This is a genomic window from Pelomonas nitida, from assembly GCF_043555975.1.
Lineage (GTDB): Bacteria > Pseudomonadota > Gammaproteobacteria > Burkholderiales > Burkholderiaceae_C > Pelomonas > Pelomonas nitida.
Window position 1 is genome coordinate 33,198 of record NZ_JBIGIA010000023.1, and the last position, 21,945, is coordinate 55,142.

At 70.5% G+C, this 21,945-nt stretch carries 16 protein-coding genes and 1 other RNA gene; 9 read left to right on the top strand and 8 right to left on the bottom strand.

The genetic code is table 11. The features are described 5' to 3' along the window. Positions 1-36: 36 nt before the first annotated feature. The 6 genes from ACG00X_RS21865 (at position 37) to ACG00X_RS21890 (ending at position 8,911) form a co-directional block, all read left to right on the top strand. Entirely contained in the window at positions 37-3,510 is a 3,474-nt protein-coding gene (locus ACG00X_RS21865) for a response regulator (protein WP_394491538.1), read from the top strand. A gap of 1 nt (position 3,511) precedes the next feature. Continuing rightward, positions 3,512-4,330, top strand: coding sequence for a CheR family methyltransferase (locus tag ACG00X_RS21870; RefSeq protein ID WP_394491540.1), 819 nt, complete (start codon positions 3,512-3,514; stop codon positions 4,328-4,330). Further along, positions 4,327-4,917, top strand: a complete 591-nt coding sequence (locus ACG00X_RS21875) for a chemotaxis protein CheB (protein WP_394491542.1) — start codon at positions 4,327-4,329, stop codon at positions 4,915-4,917. Before ACG00X_RS21870 ends, ACG00X_RS21875 begins: the two co-directional genes overlap by 4 nt. Continuing rightward, on the top strand, positions 4,914-6,089 hold the full coding sequence (locus tag ACG00X_RS21880) for a hybrid sensor histidine kinase/response regulator (RefSeq protein ID WP_394491544.1): 1,176 nt from the start codon (positions 4,914-4,916) through the stop codon (positions 6,087-6,089). Before ACG00X_RS21875 ends, ACG00X_RS21880 begins: the two co-directional genes overlap by 4 nt. 221 nt (positions 6,090-6,310) lie before the next feature. Next, entirely contained in the window at positions 6,311-6,481 is a 171-nt protein-coding gene (locus tag ACG00X_RS21885; RefSeq protein ID WP_394491546.1) for a hypothetical protein, read from the top strand. A gap of 66 nt (positions 6,482-6,547) precedes the next feature. Then, positions 6,548-8,911 (top strand): ATP-binding protein, encoded by a 2,364-nt coding sequence (locus ACG00X_RS21890; RefSeq protein ID WP_394491548.1) that lies wholly within the window; start codon positions 6,548-6,550, stop codon positions 8,909-8,911. A gap of 8 nt (positions 8,912-8,919) precedes the next feature. On the opposite strand, the gene ACG00X_RS21895 is transcribed toward ACG00X_RS21890, so the two are convergent. After that, the gene (locus tag ACG00X_RS21895; protein WP_394491550.1) at positions 8,920-9,810 is read right to left on the bottom strand and encodes a carbonic anhydrase; all 891 of its coding nucleotides are present in this window, start codon (positions 9,808-9,810) and stop codon (positions 8,920-8,922) included. 232 nt (positions 9,811-10,042) lie between these two features. Between ACG00X_RS21895 and ACG00X_RS21900 the strand changes: the two genes are divergently transcribed. Further along, positions 10,043-12,439, top strand: coding sequence for an endo-1,4-beta-xylanase (locus ACG00X_RS21900; protein ID WP_394491552.1), 2,397 nt, complete (start codon positions 10,043-10,045; stop codon positions 12,437-12,439). 28 nt (positions 12,440-12,467) lie between these two features. Further along, on the top strand, positions 12,468-13,013 hold the full coding sequence (locus ACG00X_RS21905; protein ID WP_394491554.1) for a PEP-CTERM sorting domain-containing protein: 546 nt from the start codon (positions 12,468-12,470) through the stop codon (positions 13,011-13,013). Here the strand turns inward: ACG00X_RS21905 and ACG00X_RS21910 are convergent. From ACG00X_RS21910 to rnpB, 3 genes are all read right to left on the bottom strand, one after another. Beyond that, on the bottom strand, positions 13,010-14,218 hold the full coding sequence (locus ACG00X_RS21910) for a multidrug effflux MFS transporter (protein ID WP_394491556.1): 1,209 nt from the start codon (positions 14,216-14,218) through the stop codon (positions 13,010-13,012). The two genes, ACG00X_RS21905 and ACG00X_RS21910, sit on opposite strands and share 4 nt — an antisense overlap. A 99-nt stretch (positions 14,219-14,317) precedes the next feature. Then, positions 14,318-15,889: a methyl-accepting chemotaxis protein gene (locus ACG00X_RS21915; RefSeq protein ID WP_394491558.1), complete on the bottom strand. Its 1,572-nt coding sequence runs from the start codon at positions 15,887-15,889 to the stop codon at positions 14,318-14,320. A gap of 154 nt (positions 15,890-16,043) precedes the next feature. Next, positions 16,044-16,479: RNase P RNA component class A (gene rnpB, locus ACG00X_RS21920), an RNA gene on the bottom strand. A gap of 39 nt (positions 16,480-16,518) precedes the next feature. Between rnpB and cysK the strand changes: the two genes are divergently transcribed. Continuing rightward, positions 16,519-17,436 carry a cysteine synthase A gene (cysK, locus tag ACG00X_RS21925; RefSeq protein ID WP_394491560.1) on the top strand — a complete coding sequence of 306 codons (918 nt, stop codon included), beginning with the start codon at positions 16,519-16,521 and terminating at the stop codon, positions 17,434-17,436. A 64-nt stretch (positions 17,437-17,500) separates the two neighbouring features. Here cysK and ACG00X_RS21930 read toward each other — a convergent pair whose 3' ends face one another. From ACG00X_RS21930 to ACG00X_RS21945, 4 genes are read right to left on the bottom strand one after another with little or no spacing between them, the layout of a single operon-like run. After that, complete coding sequence (locus ACG00X_RS21930) at positions 17,501-18,544, bottom strand: FHA domain-containing protein (RefSeq protein WP_394491562.1); 1,044 nt, start codon at positions 18,542-18,544, stop codon at positions 17,501-17,503. Next, a complete protein-coding gene (locus ACG00X_RS21935; protein WP_394491565.1) occupies positions 18,544-19,986 on the bottom strand; it encodes a S1 family peptidase in 1,443 nt (480 codons plus the stop codon). Before ACG00X_RS21935 ends, ACG00X_RS21930 begins: the two co-directional genes overlap by 1 nt. An 11-nt stretch (positions 19,987-19,997) precedes the next feature. Continuing rightward, positions 19,998-20,702 carry a DUF3025 domain-containing protein gene (locus ACG00X_RS21940; RefSeq protein ID WP_394491567.1) on the bottom strand — a complete coding sequence of 235 codons (705 nt, stop codon included), beginning with the start codon at positions 20,700-20,702 and terminating at the stop codon, positions 19,998-20,000. Continuing rightward, the gene (locus tag ACG00X_RS21945; RefSeq protein ID WP_394491569.1) at positions 20,699-21,943 is read right to left on the bottom strand and encodes an NYN domain-containing protein; all 1,245 of its coding nucleotides are present in this window, start codon (positions 21,941-21,943) and stop codon (positions 20,699-20,701) included. The genes ACG00X_RS21940 and ACG00X_RS21945 overlap by 4 nt, the downstream gene beginning before the upstream one ends. Between the last annotated feature and the right edge of the window lie 2 nt (positions 21,944-21,945).

Genomic DNA, 21,945 nt, shown 5'->3' on the forward strand with positions numbered 1-21,945 from the left:
GACGCGTCAGCGCAAGAACGACAACAAGGATCCGCGATGCCCGTGACGCCCCCGGCCGCCGATGACACCACCCTCTTCCGCCGCATCCTGACCCGCAACCTCGCGGTGGCCCTCATCATGGGGCTGCTCAGCATCGTCGTCTTCATCGCCCTGCTGGCCCGCCTGCTGAACCTGCTGGAGTGGGTGGACCACACCAACCGCGTCATAATCAGCGCGCACGAGCTGACCACGCACATGTCCGACCAGGAGGCCGGCGTGCGCGGCTTCATGCTGGCGGGCCAGGACAACTTCCTCACCCCCTACACGCTGGCGCGCGGCCGCTTCCTGAACGACATCGACGCGCTGATGAAGTCCGTGGCCGACAACCCGGCGCAGGTCGAGCGGCTGAGCCGCGTCAAGATCGCCGCCCAGGCCTGGGACGACTTTGCGCACGAGGGCATCGCGATGCGCCGGCGCGGTGAACCGCTGGAGGCGTTCGTGCGCACCGAGCGCGGCAAGCGGCTGTCCGACGACATCCGGCGAGACCTGCGCACCGTCATCGACGCCGAGCTGCGCCTGCTGGGCGAGCGCAGCGAGGCCGCGCGCGAAGGCACCTGGACGGCCGTCATCGGCTACGTCGCGCTGGTGGCCGGCCTGAGCGGCCTCATCGCCTGGGCGGGCCGTCGCGACATCCACGCGCTGTCATCCAGCTACGACGGCGCGCTAGAAGCGATCCGCATCGATGCCGAGGAGTCCGCCGAGCGCGCGTGGCTGCGCGGTGCCGAGACCGAACTCATGCAGCAGCTGACGGGCGAGCGCGCGCTGCCGGTCATCGCGCGGCGCATGCTGGACTTCCTGGCCGAACGCATCGGTGCCACGGTGTCTGCCGTGTTTGCGGCGGGTGAGGACGGCCGGCTGCAGCGGATCGGTGCGCACGGCGTGCTGCCGGGCTCCGAGCTGGCCGTGCAGGAGAACAACCTCGTCGCGCAAGTCTGGCGGGACGCAACCCTTGTGCGCCTGCCCGGCCTGCAGGCCGACTTCCTGAAGGTGGCGACCGGCCTGGGCGAGATGCCGCCGCGCGAAGTGGTGCTGCTGCCGGCACGCCACGAAGGGCGCGTCAATGCGGTGCTGGAGCTGGGCTTCGTCGAGCCGCCCGACAGGCGCGCGATGTTGCTGCTGGACCAGCTGCAGGACGCGCTGGGCGCGCATGTCGAGGCGGCGCTGTCCCAGCAGCGCCTGCAGCGAGCGCTGGAAGAAACCCGCCAGCTCAATGAAGAGCTGCAGGTGCAGCAGGAAGAGCTGCGCACGGCCAACGAGGAACTCAGCGAGCAGTCGCGCGTGCTGTCGGAGTCGCAGCTGCAGCTGGAAGAGCAGCGTGCCGAGCTGGAGCAGACCAATGTGCAGCTGGGCGAGCAGTCCGAAGCGCTGTCGCGCCGCAACGCGGCCCTCAGCCAGGCGCAGAACGAGCTCAAGGAACGCGCATTCGAGCTGCAGCGCGCCAGCCGCTACAAGTCCGAGTTCCTGGCCAACATGAGCCACGAGCTGCGCACGCCGCTGAACAGCTCGCTGATCCTGTCGCGCCTGCTGGCCGACAACAAACCCGGCAACCTGACGGACGAACAGCTTCGCTTCGCCAACACCATTCACGCCGCCGGCCGCGATCTGCTGACGCTGATCAACGACATCCTGGACTTGTCCAAGGTGGAGGCCGGCAAGCTCGAGATCGTGCAGCGCCCGGTGCCGCTGCAGGCACTGGCCGACGGCATGCGCCGCACCTTCGAGCCGCTCGCGCAGGACAAGCGCCTGGCGTTCACGGTGTCGCTCGCGCCGGGCGTGCCGGAGAGCATCGAGACCGACGCGCAGCGCGTCGAGCAGATCCTGCGCAACCTGCTGTCCAACGCCATCAAGTTCACCGAGCGCGGTCACGTCACGATGCAGATCGAGCCCCGCAGCGACGGCGTCGCCTTCGTCGTGAACGACACGGGCATCGGCATTCCGGCCAGCCAGCAGCAACGCGTGTTCGAGGCTTTCCACCAAGGCGACGGCGCCCTGAACCGCCGCTACGGCGGCACCGGGCTGGGCCTGTCGATCTCGCGCCAGCTGGCCAAGCTGCTGGGCGGCGACGTGCAACTGAGCAGCGTCGAGGGCGAGGGCAGCCAGTTCACGCTGATGCTGCCGCACAGACTGGACGTCACGCCAACCGTGCCAGCGCCAGTCGCCGTGCCGCCGCTGGCGCTGCCGGCTGCGGCGGGTGCCTCATCGCCAGCCCAACCCGGGCAGCCCGCCCACAGCGCACCGGCCTTCGACGACGACCGCGCGGAACTCGGCGGCGATGCCCCGCCCGCCCGCCTGGCGCTGGTCGTGGAAGACGACCTGAACTTCGCCGGCGTGCTGTACGACCTGGCCCACGAGATGCAGTACCGCTGCCTCGTCGCCACCCATGCGCACGAGGCGCTGGCGCTGGCCACGGCGCATCTGCCGCAAGCCATCCTGCTCGACGTGCGCCTGCCTGACGGCTCCGGCCTGTCCGTGCTGCAGCGGCTCAAGGAAGATCCGCGCACCCGCCACATCCCCGTGCACGTCATTGCGGGCGAAGACTTCCGCGATGTGGCGCTGCCGCTGGGCGCCGTCGGCACGGCCATCAAGCCCGCCACGCGCGAGGAGCTCATCGCCATCTTCCGCAAGCTCGAGCAGCACGGCACCGACACCGTCCGCCGCCTGCTGCTGGTGGAGGACGATGCGCGCCAGCGCGAGAGCATCGTGCAGCTGGTGGCCGACGACGGCATCGAGGTGGTGGCCGTCGGCAGCGGCCGGGCCGCGCTGGAGCAGCTCGAAAGCCAGCACTTCGACTGCATGGTCATCGACCTGAAGCTGCCCGACATGGACGGCTCCGAGCTGCTGGCGCGCATGGCCGAGCGTGGCCCGGAGGCCGCGACGCCGCCGGTCATCGTCTACACCGGCCGCCACCTCAGCCGCGACGAGGAAGCCGTGCTCAACCGCTACTCGCGCACCATCATCATCAAGGGCGCGCGCTCGCCGGAGCGGCTGCTCGACGAGGTGACGCTGTTCCTGCACCGCGTGGAGTCGCGCATGAGCGGCGAGCGGCGCGACATGCTGCGCACGGCGCGCAATCGCGAGCAGGTGTTCGAGGGCCGCAAGGTGCTCATCGTCGACGACGACGTGCGCAACGTGTTCGCGCTGACCAGCCTGCTGGAGCAACGCGGACTGGCGGTAGAGCCCGCGCGCAACGGCGTCGAGGCGCTGGAGAAGCTGGAGGCCCACGCCGACATCGACCTGGTGCTGATGGACGTCATGATGCCCATCATGGACGGCCTGGAAGCCACCCGCCGCATCCGTGCCGACGCGCGCTGGCACAAGCTGCCCGTCATCGCCATCACGGCCAAGGCCATGCGCGACGACCAGGAACAATGCCGCCGCGCCGGCTGCAACGACTACCTGGCCAAGCCCATCGAACTGGACCGGCTCATCTCGCTGCTGCGCGTGTGGCTGCCCGGCCTGGAGAGCCGCTGACATGCCGCAGGGACTGCTGGAACTCGAAGTGCGCCTGCTGATGGAGGCCATCTACGCGCGCTACAACCACGACTTCCGCGAGTACTCGCTCGCGTCGCAGAAGCGGCGCGTGCAGCATGCGGTGGAGCAGTTGCGCTGCGACTCGGTCTCGGCGCTGCAGGGGCTGGTGCTGCGCGACGCGCGCGCCTTCGCGCAGCTGCTGGAGATCCTGACCGTGCCGTTCACGGAGATGTTCCGCGAGCCGGCCTTCTTCCTGGAATTGCGGCGCCAGGTCGTGCCGGTGCTGCACACCTACCCATCGCTGAAGATCTGGGTGGCGGGCTGTGCCAGCGGCGAGGAGGTCTATTCGCTGGCCATCCTGCTGCACGAGGAGGGGCTGCTGGAGCGCAGCATCATCTATGCGACCGACATCAACCCCGCCGTGCTCGATCGCGCGCGCCAGGGCATCTTTCCGCTGAGCGACCTGCAGCAGTACACCAGCAACTACCAGGCCGCCGGCGGCACCAGCGGGTTCTCGGACTACTACACCGCTGCCTACGGCGCGGCCCGCTTCGACCCCGAGCTGCGCCGCCGCGTGACCTTCGCCGACCACAGCCTGGCCACCGACCACGTGTTCTCCGAAACCCACCTGATCTGCTGCCGCAACGTGCTGATCTACTTCAACCGCCAGTTGCAGGACCGCGCCATCGGCCTGTTCGCACAGTCGCTGTGCCACCGCGGATTCCTGGGTCTGGGCAGCAAGGAGAGCCTGGACTTCAGCGAGCACGGCGCCGCCTTCGAGCCCGTGGCGGCGCGCGAACGGCTCTTTCGCAAGCGATGACGAGACGGCCGCCCATCGAGATGGTCGTCATCGGCGCCTCGGCCGGCGGCGTCGCCGCGCTGCTGTCGCTGCTGTCGCCACTGCCTGCGGGTTACGCCCTGCCGCTCGTCACCGTGCTGCACCTGTTGCCGCGCGCGCCGAGCCAGCTGGGCAGCGTGCTGGCCCACCACATCGCGCTGCCCGTGCGTGAGCCGCTGGACAAGGAACCCATCCGCCCGGGCATCGTCTATGTGGCGAGCACCGACTACCACCTGCTCGTCGAACCCGACCGCCATTTCGCCTACAGCAACGAGCCCCCCGTGAGTTTTGCGCGCCCTTCGATCGATGTGCTGATGGCCTCTGCCGCCGACGCCTACGGGCCCGCACTGGCCGGCGTGCTGCTGACCGGCGCCAACATGGACGGCGCCGAAGGCATGGCCGCCATCCATGCCGGCGGCGGCCTCACCATCGTGCAGCAGCCCGAGGATGCCGAGGTGCCGACGATGCCGGCGGCCGCCATCGCCCGCTGCCAGCCCGACCTGGTGCTGCCGTTGCGCGAGATGCCGGCGCTGTTGCGCCGCCTGGCCGCGCCGGAGGGCACGGCATGAGCGAGACCCCGCACATCCTCATCGTCGACGACCTGCCCGAGAACCTCCTCGCGCTGCAGGCGCTGCTGCGCGACGAGCCGCTGCGAGTCGTGGCCGCCGGCTCCGGCGAGGAGGCGCTGTCGCTGCTGCTGGAGCAGGAGTTCGCGCTGGCGCTGCTGGATGTGCAGATGCCCGGCATGTCGGGCTTCGAGCTGGCGGAGCTGATCCGCGGCAGCTCGCGCACACGCCACCTGCCCATCGTCTTCGTCAGCGCGGCCGAGCGCGAGCCGGCCTACACCTTCCGCGGCTACGAGCATGGCGCGGTGGACTTTCTCTACAAGCCGCTGGACCCGCACGCCGTGAAAAGCAAGGTGCGCGTGTTCACGGAGCTGCATGCCAAGCGCCGCGAGATGCATCACCAGCTGGTGGAGCTGGAGGCCGCACGCGCCAGCCAGGAGCGGCTGCTCGCCGAGCTGCAGCACGCGCAGGCCGATCTGCAGCGGGCGCTGAAGATGCGCGACGAGTTCATGTCCATGGTCACGCACGAGCTGCGCACGCCGCTGGGCGTCATGGCCCTGGAAGTCATCATGCGCCAGCAGCGGCTGGACAAGGGCGACCTGGCCTGGTTCAGCCCCGAACGATTACAGGCCATGCTCGACAAGGACGCCCGCCAGGTGCGCAGCATGACGCGACTCATCGAGGACATGCTCGACATCTCGCGCCTGCAGCACGGCATGCTGTCCATCCGCCGCGTGGCCACCGACCTGGGTGAACTCGCGCGACGGGTCGTCGGCGACTTCGAGGCCCAGTACCAGCAGGTGCCGCTGCACCTGACCGCCCAACCCGGCATCGTCGGCGACTGGGACGACAGCCGCATCGCGCAGGTGCTGGTGAACCTGCTCAGCAACGCGCTGCGCTACGGCGCCGGCAAGCCCGTGCATGTCGAAGCCGACCTGACGGACGACGGCCTGGCCCGCCTGGCTGTCACCGACCAGGGCCCCGGCATCCCGCCGGCCGACCAGGCGCGCATCTTCCAGCAGTTCGAACGCCTGCCCAGCGCCGGCAAGGCGCCGGGCATGGGGCTGGGCCTCTACATCAGCCAGCAGTTCGTCCAGGCCCACGGCGGGCGCATCACCGTGCACAGCGAACCGGGCCAGGGCGCCCGCTTCGAGGTCTTGCTGCCCCGCGGCTGAGGTCGGCGCGCGCGGCGCGCAGCAAGCCTCGTGAAGGCCTGGGGCACGTCTATCCGTGTTTTGCCTCACAAGTCACGCAAGGGCTGGCTCGTTACGCTAATCAGAATACGGTGTCATCATCATTTCTGATGCAATTTCGAGTCGGCACCTCATCACGCCGTCGCCATCGGGCGCCGGCAAGCCGCGCGCGCCGCCCCACTCCTCCGCCCAGGACCGCTTGCATGAATCTCCCGCCCGCCTCGCTCCCCGGCCTGCGCCCGCTTGCCGGCAAGGCGGTGTCACCCATGCCGAGCCTGGGCGCCTCGGGCGTGGGCAGCGGTGTGGCGATCTCGAGACCAAACGTCGCCATCGAGCGGCAGGCGCATACGATGCGCGCCATCGCAGCACCGTGAACGCACGCGCCACACCGGCCCTCGACACGCACCACCCGCGTCGCCACCTCGGCTGAAAACACCATCTTGAGCCGCAAGACCTCGTCCTCCCTCTTCGCCGCGCTGGCGCTGGGCGCCTGCATCGGCCTGCTGGGGCCGGCCCTCATCGTGGGCGGCCTGGTCACGGGGCTGCGCGAATCGCAGGTCGCCGAGGAGGCGCTGCAGCGCGACCTCGACGCCAAGCTCGACGTGCTGGCCAGCAGCCTGCCCGAGCTGCTGTGGAACCTCGACGCCGTCGCCGCGCGCGAGGTCGTGTCGGCCATCGTCAAGTCGCCCGAGGTGGTGCGCGTCAGCGTCAGCGACGCCTCGCAAGGCCTGCCCTTCATCGAGAACCACCTGCCCGAGCGGCGCCTGGGCCACACGCTGACGGGCAGGCGCGACATCCTGCGCGGCCCCACGCGCATCGGCCACATCGAGGTCGAGATCGACGACCACCTCAGCTCGACGGCACTGACGCGCCAGCGCTGGCTGTATGGCGCCACGGTGGGCGGCCAGCTGCTGGTGTCGCTCGCGCTGGTGCTGTGGCTGCTGAACTCGCGGCTGTTCCGGCCGCTGCGCGAGCTGGGCGGCTTCGCCAACGATCTCGCCCAGGGCCGCTTCAGCGCCAAGCTGGAGCACCGGCGCGACGACGAGATCGGCCAGCTGGGCGGCCACCTGGAGCACATGCGCGATGCGCTGCAGCAGCAGTTCGACGCGCAGCGCGCCCTCATCGAGCGGCTGCGCGGCATGGCCGAGACAGTGCCCGGCGTCGTGTTCCAGCTGCGGCTGGCCACGAACGGCGAGTTCTCGTTCGCCTACGTCAGCGAGGCCGTGCGCGAGTATTTCCCGATCGGCGCCGCCGAGCTGAGCCGCAGCGCCGCGCCGTGGTTCGAGCGCATCCACCCGGGCGACCGCAACGCCGCGCGCGAAAGCCTGCTGGCCTCGGCGCGCACACTGAGCCCATGGCAGCAGGAGTTCCGCACGCCGCAGGCCGACGGCGCCGAGCGCTGGCTCTACGGCAACGCCATCGCGCAGCGCGAGGCCGACGGCGGCGTGCTCTGGCACGGCTTCCTGACCGACATCTCGCGTGAGCGTCGCGATGCACTGGAGCTGGAACGCTACCGCCACCACCTCGAGGAGCTCGTGGAGGCCCGCACGGCCGCGCTGGCCGACGCCTCGCAGGCCGCGCAGGCCGCCAGCCTGGCCAAGAGCGCCTTCCTGGCCAACATGAGCCACGAGATCCGCACGCCGATGAACGCCATCATCGGGCTGACCTACCTGGCGCAGAGCGACGCCGTCGAGCCCGCCCAACAGCAACGCCTGCAGAAGGTGGCCAATGCGGCCGAACACCTGCTGGGCGTCATCAACAACGTGCTGGACTTCTCCAAGATCGAGGCCGGCAAGGTGCGGCTGGAACACCGGCCGTTCACGGTCGACGCCGTCCTCGACAACATCGCCAACATGACGACGCAGGCGGCCGCGGCCAAGCGGCTGCGCGTGGAGACGGACGTCGACGCCGCCCTCTCCGGCCGCACGCTGCTGGGCGACCCGCAGCGCATCGCCGAGGTGCTGCTCAACTTCGCGGGCAATGCCGTCAAGTTCACCGAGCACGGTTTCGTCCGCCTCGCGGCGCATCTGGCGGGCGAGCCGGTCGCGGTGCCCGGCGGCACCCGGCTGCAGCTGCGCTTCGAGGTCGAGGACAGCGGCATCGGCATCCCGCCGGAGGCGCAGACGCGGCTGTTCCGCGACTTCGAGCAGGCCGACAGCTCGACGACGCGCCGCTACGGTGGCACCGGCCTGGGGCTGGCCATCTGCCGCCGCCTGGCCGGGTTGATGGGCGGCCACGTGGGCGTCGACAGCACGCCCGGCAGAGGCAGCCGGTTCTGGTTCACGCTCGACGTCGACACGACCGACGAAGCGCTGGCCATTCCCGCCGTGGCCCCGCGGCCCTATTCAGTCCGCGAACGCCTGGCCGCCCTGGCCGACAGCCGGCCGCTGCGCATCCTGCTGGCCGAGGACAACGCGGTGAACCAGGAAGTTGCCGTGGCCCTCATCGGCAGCGCGGGGCTCACGGTGGATGTGGCCGTCGATGGCCGCCAGGCGGTCGACATGGTCAAGGCCGGCGACTACGCGCTGGTGCTGATGGACGTGCAGATGCCCGTCATGGACGGGCTGGAAGCCACCCGCACCATCCGCCAGTTGCCCGAGGGCGCGACGCTGCCCATCCTGGCCATGACGGCCAATGCCTTCGACGAGGAGCGCCGCCGCTGCCTGGAGGCCGGCATGGACGACCACGTCGCCAAGCCGGTGGTCGCCGAGCAGCTGTTCGCGACGCTGTACGACTGGCTGTCGGGCGCCCGGAACGTGATGCCACGCCCGCCGGCCGCGCCGGCGGCGCAACAGCCTGCCTGAGCGGCGGCCTACTGCGATTCCTTGATGAGCCGGCCCGAGCCGGCCTGCAGCGGCCGCGCGTTCATCGGGTACAGACGCGCAAACACGCTGACCTGCTGCGACGTCAGCGCCACCGGCTGGCGCATGACCATCCACAGCACGCCTTCGCTGCAGGGCGGCGTCGTCAGCGAGCCCATGTAGGTGTAGTAGCCGCGGCCCTCGGGCAGCAGCTGGTTCAGGTCGATCTGCGCCTGCGCCTGCACGGGCTCGCCCTTCTCCAGCGGCAGGTTGGCCCACACCGTCTGCAGCACCGGCTGGGGCTTGTTGTCGGCGCCGCGCTCCAGCAGCACGGCCACGACGGCCAGGCGGCCGGCTGAATCCTTGTGCACAAGGTGGGCCACCATGTCGAACTGGCGCCCGCTGACGCGCTCCTCGCTCGGCCGGTGGAAGTGGAACTGCACCAGCTCGTAGCGCCGGCCCATCACCGTGATGCCGTTGCCCGGCGCGACGTTGACCTGCACCGTGTGGCCGTTGTCCAGCACCGAGAAGCCGCTGGCGCGGTAGTCGAAGGCGATGGGCTCCAGGTCGACGGCAATGCCCTCGCGGATGTCGATGGGGCTTTGCCGCGTGCCCACGCCGCAGACGCGGTTCTCGGGCGCCAGCTCGGCCCAGTGCTCGGGCCCGATGTCGCCCGTGTAGCCCCAGTGCGCATCCTTCGCCGCCTTGTGGTCGGCCTTCGGCTCGGCCTTGGGCTTGGCGGCCTTGGGCGCCGTCTTGGCGGCAGCGGCGCCCTCGCCCTTGGTGGCCAGCCGCTCGGACAACCGCTGGCGCAGCAACTCCACGGCGGCCTTGCTGTCGTCGGCGGCCTGGGCGCAGCTCAGCGCAAGCAGGCAGGCGGCCAGGGTCAGGGGCTTGTTCATCTTCATCCTTCAGATTTCGGCCGACCTGGTGTCGGCTTGAGGGGCAGCTCGGCGTCCGGCAACAGTCAACGCTACCAAAGCCGCCACCGCATCGCCGACCCTATGCGCGCAAACCATGCTTCACGGCGGGCACCGGCTTTCAATACATTGAAATGGTTGCGCCATCAAATGCAAGCGCAACCCTTGCGGACCGGCCCGCCGGCTGGCGGCCGAACACAGGAAGGATGGAGACATGCTCGGCTGGATCAAGTCCTGGCGCGCCGCCTGCGCGCTGCTCCTCGCGCTGTGTACCGCAGCGGCACAGGCCCAGGTGGTGCAGTCCACCTGGGAAGACGGCACGACCCAGGGCTGGAGCGCGTTCGGCAGCGTCACGCTGACGAACAGCAGCGCCGCCGCCCACGCTGGCGCCCGCAGCCTGCTGACCACCGGGCGCACGGCGACCTACATGGGTCCCAGCCTCAACCTGACCGGCAGCCTGGTGCCCAACGCGACCTACCAGGTCACGGCCTGGGTGCGGCTGCCCGCCGGCACGGCGGCCACGCAGCTGAAGCTCACCATGCAGCGCACGGCCGGTGGCACGACCAGCTACGACAACATCGCCGCCAGCAGCGCCACCGGCGTCACCGACGGCGGCTGGACGCAGATCACCGGCCTCTACAGCTTCGCCGAGCCGGCGCCGACCCAGTTGGTGCTCTACATCGAGTCCGCCAGCGCGACGGCCTCGTACTACGTCGACGACGTGTCCGTCACGCAGATCGCCGCCGCGCCGGGCTTGCCGGCCAACACGACCGGCCTGTCGTCCACGTTCGAGACCGGCACGCAGGGCTGGTTCGGGCGCGGCGCCACCATCGCCACGACGAGCGGCGAAGGCGCCCACGGCGGCAGCCAGGCGCTGCTGGCCACGGCGCGCGCGGGCAGCTGGGCCGGCCCGGCCGTCGATGTGACCCACGTGATGTTCAACGGCTCGACGTACAAGGTCAGCGCCTGGGTCAAGCTGCCCGCCAGCGCCGGCAGCGCGACGACGCAGGCCAAGCTCAGCCTGCAGCGTGACGCCGGCACGATCACGACGTACCACACCGTCGTCGGCAGCACGACGGTGGGCGCGTCGGCCTGGGTGCGGCTGACGACGACCTACGCGGTCGCGCTCGCCAACAGCAAGCTGACGCTCTACGTCGAGTCCGGCGACACCGCGCCGCTGCTCGTCGACGACGTGACGGTCACCTACGTGCCGCCGCCCAGCATCGAGACCAACCTGCTCTCGGTCGCGCAGACACAGTCGCCCTACTTCCCCATCGGCACCATCGCCTACAGCGGCGGCCTCTCGGGCGTGCCGGGCGATCTCGTCGCCAAGCACTTCAACAGCCTCGTGTCCGAGAACGACATGAAGTGGAGCGCCCTGCAGGCCACGCCGGGCGTGTTCACCTACGCCAACGCCGACGCGCAGGTCGCCTTCGCCAAGGCCCGGGGCATGAAGCTGCGCGGCCACACCTTCGCCTGGCATGAGCAGGTGCCGGCCTGGGTGTTCCAGGACGCCACCGGCAACGCGCTGCCCGCCACGCCGGCCAGCAAGGCGCTGGTGCTGCAACGCGAGGTGGAGCACATCACCCAAGTGCTCAACCACTTCGCCCCGGAGGTCGCCAGCTTCTACGCCTGGGACGTCGTCAACGAGGCCATCGACGCGTCGCAGGCCGACTGCATGCGCAAGAGCAACTGGTACCTGCTGACCGGCACAGACTTCATCGACACCGCCTTCCGCACGGCGCGTGCGCTGCTGCCGGCCAGCGTCAAGCTCTACTACAACGACTACAGCACCACCGACCCCGCCAAGCTCGCCTGCATCCAGCAGCTGGTGGCCGGCCTGAAGTCACGCGGCGTGCCCATCGACGGCATCGGCCACCAGATGCACATCTCGCTGAGCTACCCCACGCCCGCCGCCGTGACCCACGCCGTGCGCACGCTGGCCACGGCCTTCCCCGGCCTGTCGCAGCAGGTCACGGAGATGGACATCAAGATCAGCGACCCCGGCTATGCGCTGTACGAGGACATCCCGCCCGCCGTGCACGCCCAGCTCGGCTACGCCTGGCGCAACTATTTCAACGCCTTGCGCTCACTCAATGGCCTGATCGACTCGGTGACCCTCTGGGGCCAGGCCGACAACCACACCTGGCTGACCTCCGCCACGCGCACCGAGGCGCCGCTGCTGTTCGACCCGTCCCTCAAGGCCAAGCCGGCCTACTGGGGCGTCGTCGACCCGTCACAGCTGCCGGGCATCAACCTGACCGGCAGCATCGCCAGCAAGGCCGGCGCGCCGCAGGCGCGCGTCTGGACGCTCGCCTTCACGAACGCCGGCCCCGGCACCGCCTACGGCGCGCGCCTGGCCGGCCTCACGCTGCGCCAGACCGGCGGCGCCGCCTGCACGCCCATCGTGAAGACCGGCTTCCCCGTCGTGCTGGGCGACATCGCGGCCGGCACCTCGGCCAGCACCAACATCACCATCGACTTCAGCGGCTGCACGGCGCTGGCCACCTTCGCCGTCGACGCGCCCTTCAACGCAGCCAACGGCTGGCACGGCGACCCCGCCAAGGGCTCGCCCGCGCTGAGCCTCAGCCGTACCCACCAGTTCCGCTGACCCGCCCTCACCCCGCCCTCAACCCGCCATGACCCACACGCTCAAGCTCCTCTGCGCCACCGCAGCCACGCTGCTGGCCACCGCCGCCCAGGCAGCCGTGCTGACGCTGTCGCCCGCCAACGTCGGCGCCTACGCCGGCCAGACGACTGGCTGGGGCTTCTCGTTGTTCAACGACAGCACCAGCGGCTACCTGCTCGTCACCGGCACGGACTTCGCGCCGGGCGCGCCATCGGCCTTCGGCAGCTACGCCGACCTGCTCGGCCCGCGGGCCGACTGGCTCGTCCTCGCGCCGATGGCGACATGGGCCGAGGCCTACGACGCGGGGCTGCGCACCGGCCTCGGCGAGTTCAGCCTGGCGCCGTCGGCCGCCGGCCCGCTGAGCGGCCAGGTGTGGCTGCACTACGCGCTGTTCTCGGTGGACCCGACCACTGCGGGCTTCGACCCGGATCGCGACACGATCAGGGTCGACGCCAGCATCGCGGCCCTGGCCACCGTCACCGCCGTGCCCGAGCCCGGCAGCTGGGCGCTGCTGTTGGCCGGCCTGCTGGCGCTGCGCGCCCGCCGCAGGGCCTAATTGGCAATCGAACGCCTGACGGCATACCAGGCCACCAGGCCCACGCCCATCAGCCCGGCCGACGTGAGGGCCAGCGCGATGGTCGAGTGCATGACCAGCGGCACCAGCAAGCCTGCCACCAGGCCGTTGGCCGCCGAGCCGATGCAGGCCTGCAGCGACGATGCCATGCCGCGCCGCTCGGGCGCCTGGTCCAGCACCAGCAGCGTGACGACCGGCACCATCAGCGCCCAGCCGAACGAGAAGATGCCGATGAGCGGCAGCGCCCACCAGGCGCTGAGCGGCGCGAACAGATTCAGCGCGATGTTGACGACCGACACCGCCACCATGATGCGAAAGCCCCGCATGATCTGCCGCTTGGGCGAGATCTTGCCGGCCAGCCGGCCGCTGAACGCGGCGCCCACCATGATGCCGCCGATGGTGCACAGGAAGAACCAGAAGAACTGCTGCGGCGCGAAGTGCAGGTGCTCGCCGAGGAACACCGGCGTGGCCAGCACATACAGGAACATGCCGTTGAACGGCACACCGCTGGCCAGCACCAGCATCATGAACCTGGGGCTGCTACACAGCCGACCGTACTCGCGCATCAGCGCGCCGACGTGAAACGGCTGCACGAGGTCACGGTGCAGCGTCTCGGGCAGCAGCCGCCAGTTCAGCACGAACAACGCGGTGCCGACGAAGGTCAGGAACCAGAAGATCGAATGCCAGTCGGCATGCACGAACAAGAAGCCGCCCACCATGGGCGCGATGGCCGGCGCGACGCCGAAGAACAGCGTCACCTGCGACATCACCCGCTGCGCGTCGGCCGGCGGGAACATGTCGCGGATGATGGCGCGCGACACGACGATGCCGGCCCCCGCCGACATGCCCTGCACCGTGCGCCAGAACACCAGCTGCCCCACCGAGCCCGCCAGCGCGCAGCCCACGCTCGCGGCCGTGAACACCGCCAACCCGGTCAGCACGACGGGCCGACGGCCGAAGCAGTCGGACAGCGAACCGTGGAACAGGTTCATGACCGCGAACCCGAACAGATAGGCCGACAGCGTCTGCTGCATCTGCACGGGCGTGGCGCCCAGCGCGGCCGCGATGCCGGAGAACGCCGGCAGGTAGGTGTCGATGGAGAACGGCCCCAGCATGCCCAGGCCGGCCAGCAGCACGGAGAGGGCCCAACGGGGCGCGCGCCACAGGCGGCTGGCTTCGGGATTCATCAGGGAACAGTCGGGGTGAGACGGGCGGGAACGACCACGGGTGGCGGCCGCCGCGCAGTGTATCGACCCGGTCGCACGCGCCCGGCCGCAGGGCGGGCTCTACCCGCGGTGGCGTGAGGTCTTGAACTGCGCGATGACCTGCAGCAGCCCGGCCGCCTGCTGCCGCAGGCTTTCGGCGGCCGCCGCGGCCTCCTCCACCAGCGCGGCGTTCTTCTGCGTGCCCTGGTCGATGGACGCCACCGCCTGGTTGACCTGCCCGATGCCGCTGCTCTGCTCGTTCGCCGAGGCGTTGATCTCGGCCATCAGGTCGGTCATGCGCGCCACCTGGCTGACGATGTCGTTCATCGTCGTGCCCGCCTCGCCCACCAGCCGGCTGCCGGCCTCGACCTTCTCGACGCTGGTGCCGATCAGGCTCTTGATCTCGCGCGCGGCCTGCGCGCTGCGCTGGGCGAGCGCCCGCACCTCACCCGCCACGACCGCGAACCCCCGCCCCTGCTCGCCCGCCCGCGCCGCCTCGACGGCGGCGTTGAGCGCGAGGATGTTGGTCTGGAACGCGATGCCGTCGATGACGCCGGTGATCTCCGCGATCTTGCGGCTGGAATCGCTGATCTCGCCCATCGTCGAAACCACGCGCTGCACGACGTCACCGCCTCGGCCGGCGACCTCGGTGGCGGCGCTGGCGAGCTGGCTGGCCTGGCGCGAGTTCTCCGCCGCCTGCTGCACGGTGGACGTCATCTGCTGCATCGACGCGGCCGTCTGCTCCAGCGCGGCGGCCTGCTGCTCGGTGCGGCTGGACAAGTCATGGTTGCCCGTCGCGATCTCCTGGGTCGCCGTGGCGATGCTGTCCGCCGACAGCCGCACGCGCGTGACCATGTCGACGAGCCCGTCGTTCATGCACTTGAGCGCCGCCAGCAACTGGCCGGTCTCGTCCTCGCGGTCCACGACGATGTCCGAGCTGAGATCGCCCGACGCCACCGCCTCGGCCAGCCGCACCGCCCGCCGCAACGGCCGCGTGATCGCATTGCTCAGCACCCAACCCAGCAGCACCGCAGCGGCAACGGCGCACAGGGCGGCCGTGAGCATCCGTGCGCGGTCACGCGCGAAGGCCTCCTCGTCCTGCTGCACGCGCAGCTTGGCTTGTTCCACCTCGTAGCGCGCATAGGCCCGCGTGGCCTCCAGCAGCGCCGCCAGCAGCGGCCGGCACTCGCGGTTCATCTTGGCGACGGCCTCATCACGCCGGCCTTCCAGTGCCAGCCCCACGATGGCCAGCGCCACCGGCCCGTACTGGGCTTCGACGCGCTCCATCTCCGCCACCATCTCGCGGTCGCGCGCCCCGAGGTCATGGGCCTGGCTCAGGCTTTCCTTCAGCCGGGCGAGCGCGCGCTGCATGTCATCGTGCGCCTGCGTGACGGCGGCTTTTTCCGCATCCCGGTCGGCGGGGGTCGACACCAGCACGAGGTTGCGGGCCGCGATGGCGCGGCGGTTCGCCGCGCTGCGGACATCGGCCACCAGATGTTCCCGTTCGTTGAGCCCGTCGAGATACTCGATGAAGCGCTCGTTCGAACGGTTCAGCGACGCCAGCGCCAGCACGGCCACGATGACGACGACGATCGCCAGCACGGCATAACCCAGCATCAGCTTGGACCGCAAACGCAGTTGGCTCAGCTTCATTGGTTCCCCCTGGTGCGAAGGCCCCCAGCCCCGTCAGGCCGAAGAGACCCGGACAGCGAACGAATTTCAGCGACGGAGGGCGAGATGACAAGTCGCCCGGCAAAGCCCGCATGAACAAACCCACGGCTGGGTTTGCAGATCCCATCGTAGGGAAAAGTGAAGCAAGCCGATAGGCCGGATTCTGTGACGCCCGTCGCCGGGCGTTGACCGCCATTCCTCTGGGCCGGGCATCACTGCCCGGCTCGGTGCCACCTACCCGCCAGCTCTGCGAGCCGCATCAACGCTGGCCTACTTGGTGTTGCTGCGCGTAGAGATTGCCCGTTTCACCCTTTGGTGGGCTTTGCCCACCAAAGGGTGCTACCCGGGTCGGGCTTTCGCCCGATGCCGCGTGGCTTGCGCCACACGTCACGTCCGCTTGCGCGTCCGCCGGATAGACCACCTCTCGGTGAGCCCACCATCGACTCGTCTCTGTTGCTCTGATCCTCGGCTTTCGCCGGGCAGCCGTTAGCTGCTACGCCGCTCTGTGCAGTCCGGACCTTCCTCCAGGGCCTCGTTTCCGAGATTGCCCCAGCGGCGGTCTGGCTTGCTTCACACATGCGATTATCCCCGGATCCCAAGGAGCCCCCCCCATGAAAGCCACCAGCATCCTCGACACCATCGGCAACACGCCGCACATCCGCCTGGCCCGCCTGTTCCCCGGCGCCGAAGTCTGGGTGAAGTCCGAGCGCGCCAACCCCGGCGGCTCCATCAAGGATCGCATCGCGCTGTCGATGATCGAGGACGCCGAGGCCCGCGGCCTGCTCAAGCCCGGCGCCACCATCATCGAGCCCACCTCCGGCAACACCGGCGTGGGTCTGGCGATGGTCGCGGCCGTCAAGGGCTACAAGCTCATCCTCGTCATGCCCGACAGCATGAGCATCGAGCGCCGCCGGCTGATGCTGGCCTACGGCGCCAGCTTCGACCTGACGCCGCGCGAGAAAGGCATGAAGGGCGCCATCGCGCGCGCCAAGGAGTTGCTGGAACAGCACCCGGGCTCATGGATGCCGCAACAGTTCGAGAACGGCGCCAACCCCGCCGTGCATGTGAAGACGACGGCGCAGGAGATCCTGCGCGACTACCCCGAAGGCCTGGATGCCCTCATCACCGGCGTGGGCACCGGCGGCCACATCACCGGTTGCGCGCAGGTGCTGAAGGCGGCCTGGCCGCAGCTCAAGGTGTTCGCCGTGGAACCAACGGCCTCGCCCGTGCTCAGCGGCGGCCAGCCCAGCCCGCACCCCATCCAGGGCATCGGCGCCGGCTTCGTGCCGGCGGTGCTCGACACCGCGCTGCTGGACGGCATCATCCAGGTCGAAGCCGAGGCGGCTCGCGAGTACGCCCGCCGCAGCGCCCGCGAAGAAGGCCTGCTGGTGGGCATCTCCAGCGGCGCCACGCTGGCCGCCATCGCGCAGAAGCTGCCCGAGCTGCCCGCGAACGCGCGCGTGCTGGGCTTCAACTACGACACGGGCGAGCGCTACCTGTCCGTCGACGGCTTCCTGCCCCAGGCCTGAGTCGCCCCCGCGCGCCGTGCGCCGGCCCGCGTTCGGCAGGGCCAGGCGCGGCGAGGTGCTTCACTCACTCGTCGCCGCCAACGTCCTCGGCGTCCGCGCCTTCGTTGTCCTTGCGGGCCTGGCGGGCCAACTCCGCCTTCAGCGGCTTCAGCGACTCGATGAGGTCCTCCGGCGCCTTGGGCGACACGAGGCGCAAGGCCGGCGGCGGCAGCGCCGCCAGATAGGGCGGGCCGAACAGGTATTGCTGCTCCTGCCGGCCGCCCACCTGCAGGCCCAGGCCCAGCAGCAGCAGCGCGGCCACGCCGCCGTCCAGCCAGCGCCGCGCGCTGGGCCACACGAGGCGGGCATGCCAGGCGATCAGCGCGGCACCGGCCACCGGCGCCGCCAGGCTGTCCAGCACCATCAGCCGGGGCAGCGACAACGCATAGGCCACACCGGGCAGCAGCCACTCCAGCGCCTGCAGCGCCACCACCACCGCCAGCACCAGGCGCAGATGCGCCGTGAACGGGAAGCGGTGCTGGAACAGCTTGCTGGCCAGCGACCACAGGCCGGCCCAGCCCAGCACGATGGCCAGCGGGCCCAGCAGCGGCGTGGCGTAGGTGATCCAGCGCACGTCAGGGTCGCTGCCGCTCCAATGGTCGAGCCACTGGAAGAACAGCAGCGCCAGGATCAGCCCGGGCAGCAGCGCCGCATGCCGCACCGGGTGGACGACCAGCGGCTGCTCGGGCGCCAGCGCGTCGGCACTGGTGCGCAGCCGCAGCGAGCAGCCGCCGAGCTGGAAGGCGCCGCTCGCAGGCAGCGTCACGGCCTCACCGCCAGCCAGCCGGCGGCCGCCCACCACGCCACCGTTGCGGCTCTCGAGCAGCGCCAGCTGCACGCGGCCCTCGGCGTCGAGCCGCAGCTCGGCGTGCTCGGCGGCCACATGGGCATCGTCCAGCACGATGTCGCACGCGGGCGAACGGCCGATGCGGGCCGGCCATTGCGACACGCGCTGCAGCAACGCGACGCGGCCGTCCAGGCCCAGCAGTTCGACGACGGCGGCGGGCGCGGGCGCCGGCACGGTGGACGCCACGGGTGCGATGGGCTCGATGGATTCGGGGGACGACATCACTTCGCCTTGCTGCTGCTCGTCCACGCGAAGCCTTCCAGGTAATGCGCCGCCAGCTTGAGCGCGTTGTCGAAGCTGACGCCGCGGGCGTCGAAGCGGCCCAGAGCGCCTTGCCGGGCATCGTCCACCGTGGTCACGAGCACGCTGAGATCATGCAGTCCGTCGAGCTTGCGGTAGGCCCGCAGGCACACCACGGCGCGCAGTGGCAGGCCGTCGCCCGGGCCGCTCCGGCTTTGCCGGGCCACCGGAGCCCCCCCGGGGGGTGAGGTGGGCTCGCCCGCATCTGGGGGCGACATCCCGACGAACTGTTCCTTGCAGTAGGGCGCCGTACGCGACTTGTCCGCGCCGCCCAACCGCTCGTTGCGAAAGCTCGCCGTGTACTGGCGGGAGAAGCGCAGCGCGCCGAGCTTGCTGCCGTCGTAGGCCTCGTGCGACATGTCCAGCCAGCCCGTCTGCAGGCTGCCGCTGACGAAGAGCGCATGGTCCATGCGGCACTGCGAGCGCTCGAAGTCCAGGCCCTTGGCATCGGCGGCGGTGCTGCGGCCCCAGCAGCGCATGAAGTCCTGCCGCGGCACGGGCAGGCGGTAGCGGTCGTTGTTGGCGCTCTCCCACGGCGTGGCGAGGAAGCGCGTCACCAGTTCGTCCTGGTAGCGCGTGAGCTGGTCGCGCAGGCGGCTCCACGCCGCCGTGCGGATGGGCTTGGCCCCGAGGCTGCGCTTGACGAGGCTCTCGGCGAACTCGCCGGGCACGAGGAAGCTGACCTGCTGCGCGAACAGCATGGTCGACACATTGACGCCGACGACGCGGCCGTCTTCATCGAGCACCGGGCCACCGCTCATGCCGGGGTTGATGCCGCCGGCGTAGTAGATCAGCGGGTCAAAGCTGCGCTCGACCAGACCGTTGTAGTTGCCCTCGACGACGGCAAAGGCCACGTCGTGCGGGTTGCCCATGGAGTAGATGCGCTCGCCCTTGGCCAGCGGCTGGCTCTGCGGGCGAAAGCCCAGCGCGCCGCGCCCCTGCAGCGCGTTGACGCCCTTGTCATCGGCCACGGCGCGCAGCAGCGCGAGGTCGCGGCGGGCGTCGAAGTCCAGCAGCTCCAGCGCGCCGGCCTGCCCATCGGTCGTGGCGTAACGCAGGCGGTAACTGTCGGGCTCCAGCGCGAACTGGCTGACGACGTGATAGTTGGTCAGCACATGGCCGTTGTCGCTGACGAGGAAGCCGGAACCGACCGAGGCCTGGCTGTCCTGGTTCTTCAGCAGCGTGCGGATCTGCAGCAACTGGCCCTTGCTGCGCTCATAGAGCCGCCGCGCGCTGGCGGAGACATTGGGGTCGGGCTGGGGCTGCGCCTGGGTGGGTGTCGCGGCGGCGGAGGCCGGCTGCGACGGCTGGGCGGCCGCCAGGCAGGCCAGCCCGGCCAGCGCCAGGGCGAACAAGGGTTTCAAGCAGGACTTCATCAACAAGCGCGACCTCCCAGGGCGGGCGACGATGCTAGCCGCTTTGGGCGGAACACCTGTTCGTTGGCGTAAAACGCCGGCGACGCATTCGCCGGCCACCAGCCGGGAATGCCCAGCACGGGCAGCGGCGGCAGCGCGGCCGGCGTGAGGCCGGCCGGCAGCGACGGCGCCTCGAGGTCGTCAACCAGCAGCACGCGCGCGCACAAGCCGGCGCGCGGCGTCAGCAACTTCTCCAGCAGCGCATGCCCGACGACGAGCACCCGCGCGTCGTGCCACAGCTCGCGCTGCGTGATGAAAAGCGCGGGCCAGTCCTGCTCGCGCAACGCCTGCCGCAGCACGGGTGGCGCGGCCAGCAGCAGGCCGCTCTCGTCCAGCAGCGTCAGTGCGTCGCGCACGGCGCCGCGCCGGCCCGGCGCTGCCGGCGGCGCGCTGATGTGGGCCCGGTTCAGTGTGGCCTTGAAGGCCGGGCAGCGCAGCCAGACCAGGCCGTTGAAGAGGTCATGCGCGTTGTCGCGCGTGGGCACACGGCCGGTGGCCGCGACATGCTGCTCATAACCCGTCATCCGCGGGCCAGCGGGCTCGAACCGCGGGTCGCCCAGCGCGTCGGCCACCGGCTGCCCGGCCGCCAGCCGCGCCAGCACGGGCGCGGCCACGTCGCGATACGGCGCGAACCACGGCGCCCGCCAGTCGGGGTCTAGCCTCAAGTGGCGAATCGGACTTGGTTGGGTTGCTTCTCCGGCTGCAGCTCGAAGGCGTGGGCATGCTTGCGGAACAGCTTGGTGGCCGGCGCCGACTTGGGCAGCAGGCCGGCATCCTTCAACACCTTGGCCGCAGCGCCGAGGTCATGCCACTGGCCGTCCGCGAGCTTGGGCAGCAAGGCCAGCACGGCGTTGATCTCCTTGGCCGCGGCGACCTGCGGGTTCTCGGCCGGGGCGGCGGCCTTGCCGGGCGGACGCGCCGGCTTGGCAGCGCGAGGCACGGCCGCCGGCTCGGCCACCTCGGGCGTGACGGGCTGAAGGGGCGCGGCCTTGGCCTCGACCTTCGGGTCGGCTTTCGGGTCGGCTTTCGCGCCGCCCTTCGTCTCAGCGCTCGCGTCACGCGGCGCGTCCACCTCCGCGCCGGGCTTGCGGGCTGCTTTCGCTGCGGTCTTGCCCGTTGCCTTGGCCGAGGCCTTGCTGGTCGCCTTGCCAGCCACCTTGCCGGCAGGCTTCGCGGGCTTGTCGGCCGGGTCCACCTGCGCGGGGCTGGGGGCCGGAGCAGCCACCGGCACCACGGCCGCAACCGACGGTGCAGTGTCCTGGACGGCCGGCGCCAGCGGCTCCACCGCCACCGGCAGTGGCGCAGCGGCGGCAGCCACCATGTCGGCCCGCGGCGGGCGCGGCTGCGTGGGTGCATTGATCGCGGCGTTGGCGCGCGGTGCCTCGGGTTGCGGGCGTCCGCCAGCGGCACGCCCGTTGCCCCGGCGGCCGTTGCGGCCACCACCGGCGCCCTTCGGCGGCGCGGCATCGCGCGCGCTGCGGCCTGTGCCATGTGCCAGCTCGTTGAACTGGTCGTAGATCTGGATGACGCCGTCGCCCGTCTTGCCGTACTGGCCAAAGCCGCGCAGCCAGGCGCCCTTCTCGCGCAGGCGCAGCACCAGCGGCGCGAAGTCGCTGTCCGACGACACCAGCACGATGACATCGGGCTTCTCGGTGATGGCGAGGTCCATCGCGTCGGCGGCCAGCGCGATGTCGGTGGAGTTCTTGCCGATGGCGAGGTTGACGACGGCCCGCAGCCCCAGCCGCTTCAGGAAGTTCTGCTCGCGCAGCGCCTGCTCGGCATTGCAGTAGGCGCGGCGGATGTGCGCGGCGCCGTAGTCCTTGAACACGGCGTTCAGCGCCTGCTCGATGACGTCGGTGGCGACGTTGTCGAAGTCGACGAGGAAGGCGACTTTCTTGGAGCTCACGG

What these genes read in the sequence shown, in the direction of transcription:
- cysK (WP_394491560.1), top strand. Translation starts at nt 16,519, where the DNA reads ATGAAAGCCACCAGCATCCTCGACACCATCGGCAACACGCCGCACATC.
- ACG00X_RS21915 (WP_394491558.1), bottom strand. Translation starts at nt 15,889, where the DNA reads ATGAAGCTGAGCCAACTGCGTTTGCGGTCCAAGCTGATGCTGGGTTAT.
- ACG00X_RS21905 (WP_394491554.1), top strand. Translation starts at nt 12,468, where the DNA reads ATGACCCACACGCTCAAGCTCCTCTGCGCCACCGCAGCCACGCTGCTG.
- ACG00X_RS21910 (WP_394491556.1), bottom strand. Translation starts at nt 14,218, where the DNA reads ATGAATCCCGAAGCCAGCCGCCTGTGGCGCGCGCCCCGTTGGGCCCTC.
- ACG00X_RS21880 (WP_394491544.1), top strand. Translation starts at nt 4,914, where the DNA reads ATGAGCGAGACCCCGCACATCCTCATCGTCGACGACCTGCCCGAGAAC.
- ACG00X_RS21895 (WP_394491550.1), bottom strand. Translation starts at nt 9,810, where the DNA reads ATGAACAAGCCCCTGACCCTGGCCGCCTGCCTGCTTGCGCTGAGCTGC.
- ACG00X_RS21870 (WP_394491540.1), top strand. Translation starts at nt 3,512, where the DNA reads ATGCCGCAGGGACTGCTGGAACTCGAAGTGCGCCTGCTGATGGAGGCC.
- ACG00X_RS21875 (WP_394491542.1), top strand. Translation starts at nt 4,327, where the DNA reads ATGACGAGACGGCCGCCCATCGAGATGGTCGTCATCGGCGCCTCGGCC.
- ACG00X_RS21865 (WP_394491538.1), top strand. Translation starts at nt 37, where the DNA reads ATGCCCGTGACGCCCCCGGCCGCCGATGACACCACCCTCTTCCGCCGC.
- ACG00X_RS21885 (WP_394491546.1), top strand. Translation starts at nt 6,311, where the DNA reads ATGAATCTCCCGCCCGCCTCGCTCCCCGGCCTGCGCCCGCTTGCCGGC.
- ACG00X_RS21900 (WP_394491552.1), top strand. Translation starts at nt 10,043, where the DNA reads ATGCTCGGCTGGATCAAGTCCTGGCGCGCCGCCTGCGCGCTGCTCCTC.
- ACG00X_RS21930 (WP_394491562.1), bottom strand. Translation starts at nt 18,544, where the DNA reads ATGTCGTCCCCCGAATCCATCGAGCCCATCGCACCCGTGGCGTCCACC.